The organism is Sphingomonas pokkalii (assembly GCF_003096275.1).
GTDB classification, from domain to species: Bacteria; Pseudomonadota; Alphaproteobacteria; order Sphingomonadales; family Sphingomonadaceae; genus Sphingomonas; species Sphingomonas pokkalii.
In genome coordinates, this window is sequence record NZ_QENQ01000001.1 from 195,035 (window position 1) to 210,531 (window position 15,497).

At 68.3% G+C, this 15,497-nt stretch carries 14 protein-coding genes; 6 read left to right on the top strand and 8 right to left on the bottom strand.

Annotation, left to right across the window (positions count from 1 at the left end; genetic code table 11):
- Positions 1 to 57 precede the first annotated feature (57 nt).
- Together DD559_RS00935 and DD559_RS00940 are read left to right on the top strand one after the other, a co-directional pair.
- Positions 58 to 2,784 (top strand): ATP-dependent DNA helicase, encoded by a 2,727-nt coding sequence (locus DD559_RS00935; protein WP_116467540.1) that lies wholly within the window; start codon positions 58 to 60, stop codon positions 2,782 to 2,784.
- Positions 2,781 to 3,314 (top strand): SixA phosphatase family protein, encoded by a 534-nt coding sequence (locus DD559_RS00940; RefSeq protein ID WP_116467541.1) that lies wholly within the window; start codon positions 2,781 to 2,783, stop codon positions 3,312 to 3,314. Before DD559_RS00935 ends, DD559_RS00940 begins: the two co-directional genes overlap by 4 nt.
- 4 nt (positions 3,315 to 3,318) lie before the next feature.
- Here DD559_RS00940 and DD559_RS00945 read toward each other — a convergent pair whose 3' ends face one another.
- From DD559_RS00945 to rpmF, 5 genes are all read right to left on the bottom strand, one after another.
- Entirely contained in the window at positions 3,319 to 3,648 is a 330-nt protein-coding gene (locus tag DD559_RS00945) for a MerR family transcriptional regulator (RefSeq protein WP_116467542.1), read from the bottom strand.
- Positions 3,649 to 3,656: 8 nt separating this feature from the next.
- Positions 3,657 to 3,956, bottom strand: coding sequence for an integration host factor subunit alpha (locus tag DD559_RS00950; protein ID WP_116467543.1), 300 nt, complete (start codon positions 3,954 to 3,956; stop codon positions 3,657 to 3,659).
- Positions 3,957 to 4,093: 137 nt separating this feature from the next.
- Positions 4,094 to 5,065 (bottom strand): beta-ketoacyl-ACP synthase III, encoded by a 972-nt coding sequence (locus DD559_RS00955; protein WP_116467544.1) that lies wholly within the window; start codon positions 5,063 to 5,065, stop codon positions 4,094 to 4,096.
- Positions 5,066 to 5,087: 22 nt separating this feature from the next.
- Complete coding sequence (plsX, locus tag DD559_RS00960) at positions 5,088 to 6,119, bottom strand: phosphate acyltransferase PlsX (protein ID WP_116467545.1); 1,032 nt, start codon at positions 6,117 to 6,119, stop codon at positions 5,088 to 5,090.
- Positions 6,120 to 6,148: 29 nt separating this feature from the next.
- Positions 6,149 to 6,328, bottom strand: coding sequence for a 50S ribosomal protein L32 (gene rpmF / locus DD559_RS00965; protein ID WP_116467546.1), 180 nt, complete (start codon positions 6,326 to 6,328; stop codon positions 6,149 to 6,151).
- 202 nt (positions 6,329 to 6,530) lie between these two features.
- Here rpmF and DD559_RS00970 point away from each other — a divergent pair, with 202 nt between their 5' ends.
- The gene (locus tag DD559_RS00970; protein ID WP_116467547.1) at positions 6,531 to 6,932 is read left to right on the top strand and encodes an MAPEG family protein; all 402 of its coding nucleotides are present in this window, start codon (positions 6,531 to 6,533) and stop codon (positions 6,930 to 6,932) included.
- 9 nt (positions 6,933 to 6,941) lie between these two features.
- Here the strand turns inward: DD559_RS00970 and DD559_RS00975 are convergent, their stop codons facing one another.
- Entirely contained in the window at positions 6,942 to 7,625 is a 684-nt protein-coding gene (locus DD559_RS00975) for an MBL fold metallo-hydrolase (RefSeq protein WP_116467548.1), read from the bottom strand.
- A gap of 80 nt (positions 7,626 to 7,705) precedes the next feature.
- Here DD559_RS00975 and pabB point away from each other — a divergent pair, with 80 nt between their 5' ends.
- The 3 genes from pabB to msrA are packed head-to-tail and all read left to right on the top strand — an operon-like array spanning position 7,706 to position 11,458.
- Positions 7,706 to 9,502 (top strand): aminodeoxychorismate synthase component I, encoded by a 1,797-nt coding sequence (gene pabB, locus DD559_RS00980; RefSeq protein ID WP_116470629.1) that lies wholly within the window; start codon positions 7,706 to 7,708, stop codon positions 9,500 to 9,502.
- A gap of 34 nt (positions 9,503 to 9,536) precedes the next feature.
- On the top strand, positions 9,537 to 10,736 hold the full coding sequence (locus DD559_RS00985; RefSeq protein ID WP_116467549.1) for a pyridoxal phosphate-dependent aminotransferase: 1,200 nt from the start codon (positions 9,537 to 9,539) through the stop codon (positions 10,734 to 10,736).
- A gap of 50 nt (positions 10,737 to 10,786) precedes the next feature.
- Complete coding sequence (msrA, locus tag DD559_RS00990) at positions 10,787 to 11,458, top strand: peptide-methionine (S)-S-oxide reductase MsrA (RefSeq protein ID WP_116467550.1); 672 nt, start codon at positions 10,787 to 10,789, stop codon at positions 11,456 to 11,458.
- Here the strand turns inward: msrA and DD559_RS00995 are convergent.
- Both DD559_RS00995 and DD559_RS01000 read right to left on the bottom strand, forming a co-directional pair.
- Positions 11,455 to 12,396: an alpha/beta hydrolase gene (locus DD559_RS00995; protein WP_240610068.1), complete on the bottom strand. Its 942-nt coding sequence runs from the start codon at positions 12,394 to 12,396 to the stop codon at positions 11,455 to 11,457. The two genes, msrA and DD559_RS00995, sit on opposite strands and share 4 nt — an antisense overlap.
- 22 nt (positions 12,397 to 12,418) lie before the next feature.
- Complete coding sequence (locus tag DD559_RS01000; protein WP_116467552.1) at positions 12,419 to 15,430, bottom strand: sensor histidine kinase; 3,012 nt, start codon at positions 15,428 to 15,430, stop codon at positions 12,419 to 12,421.
- Positions 15,431 to 15,497: the final 67 nt, after the last annotated feature.

The window sequence follows — 15,497 nt, forward strand, 5'->3', positions numbered from 1 at the left end:
GCTTCGTCGCGTCGTGCTGGCAAAGCAGAACGCATCGTGTACAACGAACGCCGTCCGATGCAGCCGCCGCTACCCTATCCTGCGCTTCACGCCAGCCATTCCGGCGTGTGGATCACCACGGCCGAGGGCACGCGGGGGTTGAGCCGGGGCGAGGCGATCCGCATCGCCGCGGATACGCCCGTGCTGCTGCTCAATGCCCCGCTCGTCGGCCAGCGGCTCGGCCATCCCGAACTCAGCGGCCTCGATCTGCTCGAACTGTTCGCATTCCTCCGGCCGGCGCAGTTCATGGTGCCGACGCCGAAGGGGCTCGCCCGCGCCTGCGGCCTGCAGCCTCCGGCCGAGGATGCGCAGGTCGCCCCGCTTCTTCGCGACGCCGCCGCCGCCCTGCTCTCGCTGGCCGAAGGCGCCTGGCCCGAACGCGAGGGGGCGTGGCACGGACTACAGTCGTTGGGCCGGCTCCGCTGGCCCTGGGCGGCAGCGCTCGGCCAGCGCCTGGCCAAGCCCGAACGCGCCGAGCGCTGGCTGTTCTCCAAGCTGCCCGAATGGGAGGAAAGCGCGCCCCGCCCCGCCCCGCGCACGATCACCCTCGACGCGGCAGACGTGGCGGAACGCCTCGCCCGTCTTACCGGCTCGGACGCCGAACCGCGCCAGGGCCAGCGCGACTATGCCGAAGCCGTGGCACAGGCCTTTGCGCCGCGCAGCATGGCCGACACCCCGAACATGGTGCTGGCCGAAGCCGGCACCGGCATCGGCAAGACGCTCGGCTACCTCGCCCCGGCCTCGCTCTGGGCGGAGCGTTCGGGGGGGCCGGTATGGGTTTCGACATTTACCAAGGCCCTGCAACGCCAGCTTGGCAAGGAGGGCGAACGGCTGTTTCCCGATCCCACGATGCGCCGCGCGCGCATCGTCACGCGCAAGGGGCGGGAAAACTATGTCTGCCTGCTCAACCTGGAAGATGCACTGCAAGGCGGATTCGCTGGGCGCGCCGCCATTCTCGCCCAGCTGGTGGCGCGCTGGGCGGCCTATACCGCCGATGGCGACATGATCGGTGGCGACCTGCCCGGCTGGCTGCCGACGCTGTTCCGCCGCAACGGCTCCACCGCGCTCACCGATCGCCGCGGCGAATGCATCTATGCCGGCTGCCCGCACTATCGGAAATGCTTCATCGAGCGTGCCGTCCGCGCCAGCGCCGATGCCGATATCGTCATCGCGAACCATGCGCTGGTGATGGTGAACGCCGCACGCGGCCGGGAGAACCAGACACGGCCGACGCGCTATGTGTTCGACGAAGGCCATCACCTGTTCGATGCCGCCGATGCGATGTTCTCGGTCGCGCTTACCGGGCAGGAATCGATCGAGCTGCGCCGCTGGCTGACCGGCCCCGAATCCGGCTCGCGCGGACGCCGCCGGGGTCTGGCCGCGCGCCTGTCGGACGTCGCCAGCTATGACGACGCCGGCGGCCGCGCGATCGCCGAGGCAGTCGACGCCGCCCGCGCCCTGCCGAGCGACGGCTGGCTCCAGCGGCTGAACGAAGGCGAACCGTTCGGCCCCGTGGAAGCGCTGCTCGCCGCCGTGCGGGGGCTGGTCTATGCCCGCGACGTCGATGGCGCCGCCGAGGCAGGCTACGGCCTCGAAACCGAGCTCTCCGAACCCGATGCCGCGCTGGTCGAAGCCGCCGGCGCCGCCACCGCCGCGCTCGATGCGCTGCTCCGCCCAATGGTGGTGCTCGGCCGCCGGCTGGAGGCGGTGCTCGCCGAGGCGCCCGACTGGATGGACGGCCCGGCACGCGCCCGCATCGAAGGCGCGATCGCCTCGCTCGCCTGGCGGGTGGACACGGTGGGGGCGTGGCTGGCGCTGATCGCCAGGATCGGCGGCCCCGCCGATCCCGAATTCGTCGACTGGCTGGCGATCGATCGCGTCGATGGACGCGAATATGATATCGGCCTGCACCGCCACTGGCTCGATCCTGCCCGGCCGCTGGCCAAGACGGTGCTCGAACCCGCGCACGGCGTGCTCGTCACCTCCGCCACCTTGCGCGCCGGTGGCGACTGGGACGTGGCCGAAGCGCGCTCGGGCGCGACCCATCTGCCGCGGCCGGCCCAGCGCTTCGAGGCGAAGAGCCCGTTCGACTATCCCAACCAGGCAGAAGTGCTGATCGTCACCGACGTGAAGCGCGGCGACCTGCCCGCGCTGGCCAATGCCTATGCCCGGCTGATCGCGGCAGCAGGCGGCGGCACGCTCGGCCTTTTCACGGCGATCCGCCGCTTGCGCGCGGTCCACGCCCGCATCGCCGATCGGCTGGCGCGCGATGGCCTCCCCCTGCTCGCCCAACATGTCGATCCGATCGACACCGGCACCCTGGTCGATATCTTCCGCGACGATCCGCGTGCCTCGCTGATCGGCACCGATGCCCTGCGGGACGGCGTCGACGTACCGGGCGATTCGTTGCGGCTGGTGGTGATGGAAGGCGTGCCCTGGCCCAAGCCGAGCGTGCTGCACGCCGCACGGCGGCTGGCGGGCGGCGGCTCGGCCTATGACGATCGCATCGTACGCGCCCGGCTCGCCCAGGCGTTCGGCCGGCTGATTCGCCGGGCGGATGATCGCGGCGCCTTCGTTCTGCTTTCCGCCGCCACGCCCTCGCGGCTGCTCGATGCATTCCCGCCGGGCACCCGCATCACCCGCACCACGCTCGATTCCGCGGTGGAGCGGGTTCGGCTTTCCTTGGGCGCCGGGTTGCGGCATGAGGCCCCGGAAACCGCCAGCACCAACGTCGGGGATGCATGAAGACACTCCTGGTCCTGCGCCATGCGAAGTCGGGTTGGGACGATCCCGTCGCCCGTGACTTCGATCGTCCGTTGAACCCGAAGGGCCAGCGGGCAGCGGTCACGATGGGGCGCTATCTCCGCGACCAGCGGCTGCATTTCGATCATGTCGCCGCATCGCCGGCCGTGCGCGTGCAGGAAACGCTGGCACAGGTGGCGATCGGCTATGGGGCGACGATCGCACCCGCCTGGGATCAAAAACTCTATCTGGCGTCCGTCGGCTCGCTGCTCGACGCGATCGAAGCATTTCCCGATACGGCGGCGACGGTGCTGCTCGCCGGCCACAATCCGGGCCTGGAGGAGTTGGTGCTGGATTGCACCGCGGAAAGCGGTGCGCTTCGCGGCGAAGTCGAACGGAAATTCCCGACGGCGGCATTGGCGGAACTGCGCTTTCCCGTCGATCACTGGGCCGATGCCCCCGCCAGGGGCGCCGAGCTGATACGTTTCGTCCGCCCGCGGGACCTGGATCCCAGCCTTGGGCCCGACGGCTAAGGGATCAGCCGTCGGCGTCCAGCGCTTCGGCCAGCGCTTCGCGGATCGCCCGCAGTTCCTCGGCCCGCCCCTTGCCACGCGCGGCCTTTTCATCAGCCAGCAGGCGCTGCACGCCACGAATGGAATAGCCTTCCTGGCTCAGCAGGTGATGGATGCGGCGCACCAGCGCGACATCATCGGGGCGATAATAGCGGCGGTTGCCCGCACGGGTGAGCGGCTTCAGCTGGGGAAAACGCGTTTCCCAATAGCGCAAGATATGCTGGGGCCGGCCGATTTCCGCGGCTAGCTCACCGATGGTCAGCAACGCACCAGCGGCCTTTTCGGTCGCCGGCATGTCGTGTCTCAGCGGGCCGAGACGATGCGGTCACGCATCATCTGGCTGGCCCGGAAGGTGAGTACGCGGCGCGGCGCGATCGGCACTTCCACGCCGGTCTTCGGATTGCGACCGATCCGTTCGCCCTTGTCGCGAAGCACGAAGCTGCCGAAGCCGGAGATCTTGACGTTCTCGCCGCGCGCTAGCGCCTCGCACATGTGCTTCAGGATCTGCTCGACCAGGCGCGACGCGTCAGCGCGGGACAAGCCCACTTCCCGATGCAGTGATTCTGCCAGATCTGCTCTGGTGAGCGTTCCCGCGGCACTCATCTCGGCAATTCCTTTCATTTTGATCGGGTACCCGTACCAGATTGCTACGCGCTATCAAGATCGATGTTGAAGCCTTAGAAACTCGCCAGACATACTCTGGAAAAACACGTAAGCGCCTAAACTTAGTTCAATCTGGTTCAAAATCGGATAACAGCGGCGCCCCAGGTGAAGCCGCCGCCCATCGCTTCCAGCACCAACAGGTCGCCGCGCTGGATTCGGCCATCGCGCACCGCCGTATCCAATGCGAGCGGCACCGACGCCGCCGAGGTATTGGCGTGGCGATCGACGGTGACGATCACCTTTTCCGGCGCAAGGTCGAGCTTGCGGGCGGTGGCGTCGAGGATGCGGGCATTGGCCTGGTGCGGCACCACCCAATCGACATCGCCCGGCTGGAGCCCGGCGGCGGCGAGCGATTCCTGCATCACCGATGCAAGGTTGGTCACGGCGTGGCGGAACACCTCGCGCCCCTTCATCCGCAGCTTGCCGACGGTACCGGTGGTGGACACGCCGCCATCGACATAGAGCAGGTCGTTATAGCGGCCATCGGCGTGGAGCTTGGTAGCGAGGATGCCCTGCGGCGCATCGCCCTCCGCCTCCCGCGCCTCGAGCACGATCGCGCCGGCGCCGTCGCCGAACAGCACGCAGGTGGTGCGGTCTTCCCAGTCGAGGATGCGGCTGAACGTCTCGGCACCGATCACCAGCGCGCGGCGATGGACGCCCGCCCGCAGCATCGAATCGGCGACCTGCACCGCATAGAGGAATCCCGAGCACACCGCCGCCACGTCGAAGGCGACGCAGTCGAGGATACCGAGCGCGTTCTGCACGCGCGTCGCGGTGGCAGGGAAGGTCTGGTCCGGAGTCGCCGTGGCGAGCACGATCAGGTCGATCGAGGCCGCCTCGACGCCTGCCGACGCCAGCGCCGCCCGTGCAGCATCGGCGGCCAGCGTGCCGGTGGTCTCCTCCGGCCCGGCGATGTGGCGGAAACGGATGCCGGTCCGCTCGACGATCCATTCGTCGCTGGTATCGACGCGCTCCGCCAGCTCCGCGTTGGAAACACGCTGCGCCGGCAGGGCGGAACCCGTGCCGAGAATCACCGAAAATACGGTCATGCGACCCCTTCTATCCCGTCTCTTACGCGGCCTTGGCCTCGAAGTTCCCCAGATCCTCGGCAATACGCCGGGTAAGTTCGTCGCGCACCATCTTGGCGGCAAAGCCGATCGCGGTATCGACGCCGACTTCGTTCGCGCCGCCATGGCTCTTCACGACGATGCCGTTGAGCCCGAGGAAAACGGCACCATTATGGTTGTTCGGGTCGAGATGGTGGCGCAGGAGCTCGGTCGCCGGCTTCGAGATCAGGAAGCCGAGCTTCGAGCGCAGCGAGGAACTGAACGCGCGACGCAGCAGATCCGCGACGAATCGGGCAGTGCCCTCGGCAGTCTTGAGCGCGATATTGCCCGAGAATCCGTCGCAGACGATCACGTCGACATCGCCGCGCGACAGCCGGTTGCCTTCGATGAAGCCGGTGAATTCGAGCGGCAGATGCTTGGCGGCACGCAGCTGGGCGGCAGCATCGCGGATGCTGTCGGTGCCCTTCATCTCTTCCGTACCGATGTTGAGCAGCGCAACGCGCGGACGCGCGAGATCAAGCGCGGTGCGCGCGTACGCCGCGCCCATCACCGCGAACTGGACGAGGTTGCGCTCGTCCACCTCGGTATTGGCGCCGAGGTCGAGCATCACCGTGTCGTTGGCGCCGAGCGAGGGCAGCAGCGCGGCGAGCGCCGGCCGGTCGATCCCCGCCATGGTGCGGAGCGACAGCTTGGCCATCGCCATCAAGGCGCCGGTATTGCCCGAAGAGACCGCGGCACCCGCACGCCCCTGCTTCACCAGATCGATGGCAATGCCCATCGAAGTGGTCTTGGCGCGGCGAATCGCCTGGCTCGGCTTGGCATCGGCCGCAACGACCTCGGCCGCGTGCACGATCTCGCACGCAGCTGCCAGATTGGGATGCGCCTTCAGGCCGTCACGAATGCGCGCTTCATCGCCGACAAGGATGAATTCCATCCCGTCGAAACGGCGACGTGCGCGCGCAGCTCCCGCCAGCATGACGGCAATCCCCTCGTCGCCGCCCATTGCATCGACGGCGATTCGCGAGGGAATGGTCATACCGGGTACCCCCCGTTGCGGACCGTGGTTCAGCCCTCGACCGAAACGATCTCGCGGCCGTTATAATGGCCGCAGGCGGGGCACAGATTGTGCGGGCGCTTGAGTTCGCCGCAGTTCGGGCACTCTTGGAACGACTCGACGGTCAGCGCATCGTGCGAGCGACGCATGCCGCGCTTCGACGGCGAGGTCTTTCTCTTAGGAACGGCCATTTCGGCACCTTCAACAAGCTAATGAATCAATAAGTCGCGATACGCCCACAGGGTTGTTCGGGCAAGCGACGGCTAGGCCGGCCGCTTGCCGGACCAGCAGGCAGGTCACGAAGCGAGCCCGCGCGTATAGCGATTCTTGTCCGCGTTGCAAGCAGAAGCGGCGCGTGGCAGGAGTTCCAGCCTTGCTTCTAAGGGGGACGCGATGTTTTTTCTGCCGGTTACACTGACGAGCGCGGGCGCCGCGGCGCTGCTGAACCTGTGGCTGGCGATTCGCGTCATCCGACTGCGATTCGCCGAAAAGGTATTGATCGGCGACGGCGGCAGCCCCCGCCTGCTCGCGCGGATGCGCGCGCAGATGAACTTCGTCGAATATACGCCGATCATCCTGATTCTGATCGGCCTGATCGAACTGGCCCAGGGCGCACGCTTCTATCTGTGGGTGGTCGCCACCGCCTATCTCATCGGTCGGGTGCTGCACGCCTTCGGCATGGACGGCTGGCTGCTCGGCCGTCAGATCGGCACCGTGCTCACCTTCCTGACGCTGGCGGGCCTGGGCCTCTATGCGGCGTGGCTGGGCTATACCGGCACCAACCCGCTCCACTGAGCCTCCGGATTACGCGCGCGCCAGAACCGAATCGGCGACGAAGGGGTTGGTGCGCCGCTCATGGCCGAAATTGCTCGGCTGGCCATGGCCGGGGACGAACACCGTTTCATCCCCCAGCGGCCATAGCCGGGTGGTGATCGCGTCGATCAGGTCCTGATGGTTGCCCAGGGGGAAGTCGGTCCGCCCGATCGATCCCTGGAACAGCACGTCGCCGACGATCGCGAGCCGCGATTCGGGATGGTGGAACACCACATGGCCCGGCGTGTGGCCGGGGCAGTGATAGACGTCGAGCACCAGCGCGCCCACCGTCACCTGGTCGCCCTGCACCAGCCAGCGATCCGGCTCGAACGGCGCGCCGGGCACGCCATAGCTGCGGCCGTCATCGCCGAGCCGCGCGATCCAGAAGCGATCCTCCTCGTGCGGTCCCTCGATCGGCACGCCCAACTCCCGGGCGAAGATGCCGGCGGATCCGCAATGATCGATATGGCCGTGGGTGATCAGCAGCTTTTCGATCGTCACCCCGTGCTGGGCGGCCGCCGCGCGCAGCTTGTCGAGATCGCCGCCTGGATCGACAAAGGCGCCGCGCATCGTGCGCGTGCACCACAGCAGCGTGCAATTCTGCTGTAACGGCGTGACCGGAACGATTGCCGCGCGAAGCGGCGGCTGGGCTGCGGAGTCTTGGGCGTTCGCCATCCCGCTTCGCTAGTCGGCTTGGCCGCGCGGGGCAACCAATGCTTGCCCTGCGGCCTTCGGGCCTGCATTCCGGCCGGCCGATGGAATTGCGCGCACCCTTCGTCCTGCTTGATGATGCCCGATCGGAGGGGGAACCCGCGCGCCTCTATACCGATCCGGTCGCGATCGTGGCGGCGCACCGCCTGGAAGAGGTGGCACCCGCGCTGGCGCGGCTGCGCGCCGCGGCGGGCGAAGGGCTCGATGCCGCCGGCGTCATCGCCTATGAAGCCGGCGCGGCGTTCGAACCTTCGGCGCCGCAGCGCACCGGCGCCGGGCCGCTGCTGTGGTTCGGCCTGTTCCGCGGCTATCGCTCGATCGCAAGCAGCGCGGTGGCGGCGTTGCTCCCCGATCCGGCCGGTGCCTGGGCGGGCATGCCCCGGCCAAAGGTGGACCGCGCCGCCTATGCCCGCGCCTGCGCCCATGTGCTCGATTACATCGCCGCTGGCGACATCTATCAGGCCAACCTTACCTTCCGAGCGGAGGTGCCCTTTGCCGGGCATCCGGCGGCGCTGTACGCCCTGCTCCGTGCGCGGGGCGGCGGCGGGCTGGGCGCGCTGGTCTTCACCGGCGCGCAGTGGCTGCTCAGCGTCTCGCCCGAATTGTTCTTCACGCTGGATGCCGGGCTGCTCACCGCACGCCCGATGAAGGGAACGGCGCGGCGGGATGCCGATCCCACGATCGATGCCGCCCGCGCCGAGGCGCTGCAGCGCGATCCCAAGCAGCGCGCCGAGAACCTGATGATCGTCGATCTGATGCGGAACGATCTCGCGCGCGTCGCGCGGCCGGGGAGCGTCGCGGTGCCGAAGCTGTTCGCGATCGAATCCTATCCCACCGTGCATCAGATGACGTCCACCGTGACCGCACGCCTGGCCGATGGGCTGGGCCCGGTAGATGCGCTGGCGGCGCTGTTCCCCTGCGGATCGGTAACCGGTGCCCCGAAGATCCGTGCAATGCAGGTTATTGCCGAAGTCGAACCCGATACGCGACAATCCTATACAGGATCTATCGGGAGGATCGACGCCGATGGGGCTGCTGCATTCAATGTTGCCATCCGCACCCTGCGGATCGACGCGCCGAACAGCGCGGTGCGGATCGACGCACAGGGCCCTGCGATACTCGGCATCGGCTCGGGCGTGGTCGCCGATTCGACGGTGGACGACGAATGGGCGGAATGCCTCGCCAAGGGCGCGTTCGTGACCCAGGGGGAGCCGGGCTTTGATCTCCTGGAGACCATGCGGTTCGATCCAGAGGAGGGCATCCTGCTGCTCGACCGGCATCTCGAGCGCATTCGCGCGAGCGCCGAACAGTTCGGATTCGCCTTCAATCGCCATGTCGTCCGCAATGAGCTCCAGGCAGCAACCTTTCGCTTGCGCACGCCCGCGCGCGTACGCCTGGCGCTCGGGCGCAGCGGTGCGCTCGCGATCGGCATCGCCCCGCTGCCCGATCCGGTGCACGGCCCCGTCCGGGTGCGCATCGTGCCGCACCGCGTACCGGCGGAGGATTTCCGCCTGGCACACAAGACGACGCGCCGATCGCTTTACGATATTCCGCGCCGCGCCGCTGGAAGCTGGGAGATCCTGTTCACCGATGCCGCGGGTTATCTGACAGAGGGCAGCTTCACCTCGCTGTTCGTCCCGCGCGATGGGGTGCTCGTCACCCCGCCCCGTGCGCGCGGTCTGCTCCCCGGCGTGCTGCGCGCCGAGCTGCTGGCGACGGGCCGCGCCATCGAAGGCGATCTGCGGCCGGAGGATCTGCGCGACGGATTCTTCGTCGGCAACGCGCTGCGTGGGTTGGTTGCAGCCGTTACAGTTGCAGAAAGCGCCGAAGCGGACCTATAGGCGCGCATCTTTCCCGGAAAAGGCGCCTAGACCCATGCAGACTTCCGCCGCGCTCCAGCGCATCCAGCCCTCCGCCACGCTCGCCATGACCAGCCGCGTGTTCGAGCTGAAGCGTGCCGGCGTCGACGTGATCGGCCTGGGCGCCGGCGAGCCCGATTTCGACACGCCCGACTTCGTCAAGGAAGCCGCGATCGAGGCGATCCGCAGCGGCAAGACCAAGTACACCAATGTCGACGGCACGCCCGAGCTGAAGGAGGCGGTGATCGCCAAGTTCAAGCGCGACAACGGCCTGGACTACACGGCCCCGCAGATCACCATCAACGTGGGCGGCAAGCACACGCTGTTCAACGCGATCGTCGCGACGGTGGAAGCCGGCGACGAGGTGATCGTCCCCGCGCCCTATTGGGTCAGCTATCCTGACGTAATTCAGTTCGCGGGCGGCACGCCGGTGTTCATCGCCGCCGGCGCCGAGCAGAACTACAAGATCACGCCCGCCCGGCTCGAGGCGGCGATCACCCCCAAGACCAAGTGGGTGATCCTCAACTCGCCGTCCAACCCCACCGGCGCCGCCTATTCGGCCGCCGAGCTCAAGGCGCTGGGCGAGGTGATCGAGCGTCACCCGCATGTCTGGGTGTTCGCCGACGACATGTACGAGCACATCCTGTACGACGGCTTCGAATTCGCCACGATCGCGCAGGTCTGCCCGTCGCTCTACGAGCGCACGCTCACCGTCAACGGCTGCTCCAAGGCCTATGCGATGACTGGCTGGCGGATCGGCTTCGCCGGCGGCCCGGCGCCGCTGATCAAGGCGATCGCCAAGCTCCAGTCGCAGTCGACCTCGAATCCCTGCTCGATCGCCCAGGCGGCGGCCGTCGCGGCGCTGACCGGCGACCAGGGCTTCCTCAAGGACCGCGCCGCCGCCTTCCAGACGCGCCGCGACCTCGTCGTCGGCATGCTGAACGACATCGACGGGATGACCTGTCCGACGCCGGAAGGCGCCTTCTACGTCTATCCGGAATTCAGCGGCCTGATCGGCAAGACCACGCCCAAGGGCAAGGTGATCGCCACCGACGAGGACATGATCGGCTATTTCCTCGACGACGCCCGCGTCGCGGCGGTGCATGGTGCCGCCTTCGGCCTGTCGCCGGCGATGCGGATCAGCTATGCGACGTCCGAGGCCCTGCTCCGCGAGGCGTGCACGCGCATCCAGGCGGCTTGCGCCGATCTGCGCTGAACCGACGCCGCACTTCCGCGGGGGCCGAAGCGACCTTAGAAAGGGCCATCATGACCCGACGCTCGTTCCGGCTCCCGCTCGCTGTCGTCCTCCTTGGCGGCGGTGCGCTATTGTTGCTCGCCGCGGGCGGGCCCTCGATCGAAACGGCCGTGCCGGTGCCCCTGCCGTCGATCGACGTGCCCAAGGCCAGGGGCCCGCAGGTGGCCGTGCTCGCCGGCGGCTGCTTCTGGGGCATGGAAGCAGTGTTTCAATCGGTGAAGGGCGTGCAGTCCGTCACCAGCGGCTATGCCGGCGGCAGCGCCGGCACCGCCACCTATGCGCAGGTCTCCACCGAAAAGACCGGCCATGCCGAAGCGGTGAAGATCGTCTATGATCCGACGCGGGTCAGCTATGGCACGCTGCTGCGCATCTATTTCGCGGTCGCGCATGATCCGACCCAGCTCAACCGCCAGGGCCCCGATCGCGGGCCCAGCTATCGCTCGGCGATCTTCCCCCAGAATGGCGCGCAGCGCCGGGTGGCCGAAGCCTATATCGCCCTGCTGGGCCGAACGAAAACCTTCCCGCGCCCGATCGTGACCCGCCTCGAATCCGGCCACTTCTATCCGGCCGAGGCCTATCACCAGGACTTCTTCTGGCGACACCCGACGCACCCCTATATCGTGCGCTGGGACAAGCCGAAGGTGGCCGCGTTCCGCAGCGCCTTCCCGCAGCTCGCCAACTAGTTGCGCTGTTCCCACCAGATCCAGCGAAGCACATCGGGCAACGCCGCACCGCCATCTGCATCGGAATGGCCGCCCTCCGTCCAGCGATAGGCCACGTCATAGCGGGGGCCGGGCAGCTTCTGCGCATCGGCATGGGCATTGGCCCATTGCAGGCTCTTCAGCATCTGCTGATTGGCGAGGAACCAGTTGCCATGTTCGTTGTCGAGATCGTCGATCCCATCCTGCAGGAAGATGCGCAGCGGGCGGATCGGGCTCTTGCGGATCAGGGCGGGATAGAGATCGCCGCCATAGGCGCGCGGCTGGCCGTCGGGGCCCAGCTGGAGGCCGATCGAGGTATAGCTGCCGATGAAGCTGATCACCCCGCCAAACGCATCCGGGTGCCGCCACGCGACGGTCCAGGCGGCGATCGCGCCGCTGGAAGTGCCGCCGATCGCACGTCGTTTCGGATCGTTGGAAAAGCGCCAGCGCTGCGCGACCGCGGGGAGCAGCTCGTGCAACGTCATGCGGCTATAATCGTCGGATAGCGCGTCATATTCCTCGACCCGGTGATCGGGGTTCTGCATCCCCAGATCCTCCGGATAATGCTCGGAACGGTTGCCCGGCGTGACGAAGACGCCCAGCGTCTGCGGGATTTCCCCTCGTCCGATCAGCGTATCGAGCACTGCGGGGATCCGCAGCGATCCTGTGGGATTGATCGCCCGCTGCCCGTCGTGAAACAGCAACAGGTTCGGCGCACGCGCAGGATCATAGCCCGCCGGGACATAGACCCAGTAGCGGCGGACGGTGCCGGGATAGACGCGGGAATGCAGCTCGAACGGCCCTTCGAGCCGGCTCCGGGCAACGGCATCGGCAACCGCCGGCACGGGGGAGGGCGCCCCCGCCTGCGACAATAGGGGTGCCATCGTCGCCAGGAGAACGCCCATCAGGATCGTTCGCATCGCCAGAGCCCCCTTCCCCATCTCACCCACCGCTCGCCGGCGGATCCATGCGCTTGTCCGGCGCATAAAGGCCGGTCCGCGCCGGCACTACAACACGGATCACAGTACCCTGCGGCGAACGCCGGACGATCGACAGGCTGCCCCCCAGTCGTGCCGCCCGCTCGCGCATCCCGGTGAAGCCGTAATGGCCATCGCGGCCACCCGCCGCCAGCACTTCCGGGGCGATGCCGCGGCCGTCGTCGCCGATCGCCATGACCAGGTGTCGCCGCCCATAGTCGAGCCGGATCCGGAGCTGCGAGCCGCCGGCATGGCGGAGCGCGTTGGATACCGCCTCCACCATGATCGCCACCAGCTCCTCCGCCGCCGGAGCGCAGAGCATCCGCGCCGCGCCCTGTTCCTCCAATGTCCAGGAGATCGCCGCCGGCACCAGTTGCGCCAGCAGCGGTTCCAGCCGCGCGCGCAGCCACACAGGCCCCATCGTTTCGCGTAGTGCCCGCACGCGTTCGCGGCCTTCCATCAGCACGTCATCCGCCCGTTCCAGCGCGCCTTCCAGGGTGTCGCGCGCCGGCGCGCCCCGCGGCAACTGCTCGACCGCCGACTGGAAGCGCAGCATCAGCCCCTGGAAACCCTGCAACAGCGTGTCGTGCAGTTCGCGGGCGATGCGCTCGCGTTCGTCCAGCTGGGCGCGGATCCCGGCACGCGCCCGCTCGGCAACGACCGCGAGGCGCCGGCGGTAGAGCAGCCACAACAAGGTCGCGCCTGCCGCCACGCACAGCGCCAGGAACCAGCGCGTCTGGTAGAAGCGCGGCGCGATGCGGAAGGCAAGCACCGCACCTTGTTCGTTCCAGACGCCGTCATTGTTCGCCGCGATCACCCGAAAGCGATACGCGCCCGGCGCCAGATTGGTGTACAGCGCCTGCCGTCGATCCTGCGCGTCGGTCCAGCCCGGCTCCACCCCTTCCAGCATATAGCGAAAGCGGTTGGCATGGGCATCGGTGAGGCTGAGCGCGGTATAGTCGATCTCCAGCCGATCGGTGCCGGCCGGCAGTTCGATCGGCGATCCGCCCGCCTCCCATCGCCGCCCGCCCGCCGAAAGCGCCCGGATCACCACGGGCGGCACCAGCCGATTGCCCGTCAGGCTTGCAGGATCGATCGTGGCGAGACCCTTGTTGGTTGCGAACCAAAGGCGGCCGGTGGCGTCCTGCGCAATGTCGTTGCCTTCGCCCACGTTCAGATTCGAACGCGCGGTGAAGCCTTCATAATAGCCGAAGCGCCGGAAGGGCAGCGGCGTGCCCGGACGATCGAACGCCGCCTCCAACGCAGCCCGCGTCGTCCGCAGGATGCCGTTGCTGCCGACCAGCCAGACCGTACCGTCGTCCGTCGGCAGGATGCCCATGATCCCGGTGAGCGCGGGATAGGCACGCGCCGTCAGCTGTGCCAGCCGCTTGCCGTCCCAACGCCCCAGTCCGGCCTCGGCACCGACGAGCAGATATGGCCCGATGGTGCGAAAGCTGGTCGTGCTGCCGATCGTCTGGTCTTCGCGGCGCCATAAAGGCGATTCGCGGCCATCGCGAAAGAAGCGCAGCCCCTTGCTCGCCCGGCCGATAATCAGCCCCTGGCCGAACGGCTCGATCTTGCCCACCGTGCCGGTGCGCAATCCCCCCGGTCCCGCGGACGGCACCAGGCGCGCGCCATCCAGCCGATACAGCCGGTCCATGCCGCTCCAGAAGGTGCCCTGCGCGTCCAGTGCGCAGGCGATCGACAGCGGCTCGCCGATTTCGGTGACCTTGCGGACCCGCCCCTCCTCCAGATCGAGCAGGAAATTGCCCGCCAGGCTGAACGTCAGCAGCCGCCGCGCATCGCCGCACAGCACGCCGATCGAGGCCTTGTCGAAGATCCGCGTGGGCGCCGTGCTGCCGGCATCGATGCGATAGATTCCGGCAAGCCCGGCGATGAACAGCGCCCGGCCGTCCGCCGCCCGCACGAAACCGGTAACCAGCCCATCATTGGGCTCGGCCCGGACGATGTTCGTCGCGGAAAGGCGATCCAGGCCCGATTCGGTGCCGATCCAGATATTGGCTTCGCGATCTTCCGCCATCGCGACGCTCAGCGACGACGTCAGTCCCTGCGCCGCCCCCATCCGCTCGGGCGGCAGCAAGGATCCGGCTGCGGCGCGGAACCGGGTGAGCCCATCGTCCTGCGCGATCATCCACAGATTGCCGGCGCGATCGAACCGCATCCCCCGGCGCACATAGGGCGTGTTCGCACCGGTCAGTGCAAAGCGGGCGCCCCGGCCATCGATCCGGCGCAGCCCGGCATCGTCGCCCAGCCAGATCGCGCCGCGCGGATCCTGCGCGAGCGCGCCGTTGGTTGCGCTGCGGACGGGCAGTGCCTCGAACCGCGTGGCGCCCCGCCGCAGCCGCAGCAGCAGCGGCGGCGGCGCGATATAGACGCTGCCGTCCGCAGCGGCGAGGATCGGCCCCATCCTGCCCAGCGTATAGCCTTGCGCCGCGCCGATCGGGGTCCAACGGCCGGCCTGCAGCCGGCCGAGATGCAGTTCCCCGCGGCTGTCCGCGCTGAACCAGATCGATCCGTCGCGGGTCTCGACGATCGTGTCGACGCCGCCGCTCGGCTTCCACGGATTGGCATCGCGCAGCACCCCGTTCCGCAGCACGGCGATGCCGCCATAGTCATAGCCGACCCAGAGATCGCCGTTGCGGGCCGCCAGCAGCGCCGTGACCTGCAGGGATCGGCGTTGCCCATCCTCGGGCGGGTCGATGCGTTCGAAGCGGATGCCGTCGAACCGATAGAGCCCGGTGGAGGTGCCCAGCCAGAGGAAACCGTCCCGCCCCTGCGCGATCGCGCGGATGCTGGACGGCGCGCCGTCGCCCAACGTCCAGCGCGTGTGCCGCAGTTCCGCCAGCCCCCGGCCCGGGGGCGCCGCGGCCGGCACCGCGACGGGACCGGCCAGGGCGGAGCACGCGATCCACAGGCATGCGGCAGCCGCCAGCAAGGGGAAGCGGAAAGGGGTCATGCCGACATCCTAAAGCCACTGCGCGCCCGATGCAGCTACGCAAAGGGCGGCCGCAGAAGAAAGGCGG

Excerpts from the sequence above, each read along its gene's own strand:
- DD559_RS00935 (WP_116467540.1), top strand. The coding sequence starts at position 58 with ATGCAGCCGCCGCTACCCTATCCTGCGCTTCACGCCAGCCATTCCGGC.
- DD559_RS00940 (WP_116467541.1), top strand. The coding sequence starts at position 2,781 with ATGAAGACACTCCTGGTCCTGCGCCATGCGAAGTCGGGTTGGGACGAT.
- DD559_RS00945 (WP_116467542.1), bottom strand. The coding sequence starts at position 3,648 with ATGCCGGCGACCGAAAAGGCCGCTGGTGCGTTGCTGACCATCGGTGAG.
- DD559_RS00950 (WP_116467543.1), bottom strand. The coding sequence starts at position 3,956 with ATGAGTGCCGCGGGAACGCTCACCAGAGCAGATCTGGCAGAATCACTG.
- DD559_RS00955 (WP_116467544.1), bottom strand. The coding sequence starts at position 5,065 with ATGACCGTATTTTCGGTGATTCTCGGCACGGGTTCCGCCCTGCCGGCG.
- plsX (WP_116467545.1), bottom strand. The coding sequence starts at position 6,119 with ATGACCATTCCCTCGCGAATCGCCGTCGATGCAATGGGCGGCGACGAG.
- rpmF (WP_116467546.1), bottom strand. The coding sequence starts at position 6,328 with ATGGCCGTTCCTAAGAGAAAGACCTCGCCGTCGAAGCGCGGCATGCGT.
- DD559_RS00970 (WP_116467547.1), top strand. The coding sequence starts at position 6,531 with ATGTTTTTTCTGCCGGTTACACTGACGAGCGCGGGCGCCGCGGCGCTG.
- DD559_RS00975 (WP_116467548.1), bottom strand. The coding sequence starts at position 7,625 with ATGGCGAACGCCCAAGACTCCGCAGCCCAGCCGCCGCTTCGCGCGGCA.
- pabB (WP_116470629.1), top strand. The coding sequence starts at position 7,706 with ATGGAATTGCGCGCACCCTTCGTCCTGCTTGATGATGCCCGATCGGAG.
- DD559_RS00985 (WP_116467549.1), top strand. The coding sequence starts at position 9,537 with ATGCAGACTTCCGCCGCGCTCCAGCGCATCCAGCCCTCCGCCACGCTC.
- msrA (WP_116467550.1), top strand. The coding sequence starts at position 10,787 with ATGACCCGACGCTCGTTCCGGCTCCCGCTCGCTGTCGTCCTCCTTGGC.
- DD559_RS00995 (WP_240610068.1), bottom strand. The coding sequence starts at position 12,396 with ATGCGAACGATCCTGATGGGCGTTCTCCTGGCGACGATGGCACCCCTA.
- DD559_RS01000 (WP_116467552.1), bottom strand. The coding sequence starts at position 15,430 with ATGACCCCTTTCCGCTTCCCCTTGCTGGCGGCTGCCGCATGCCTGTGG.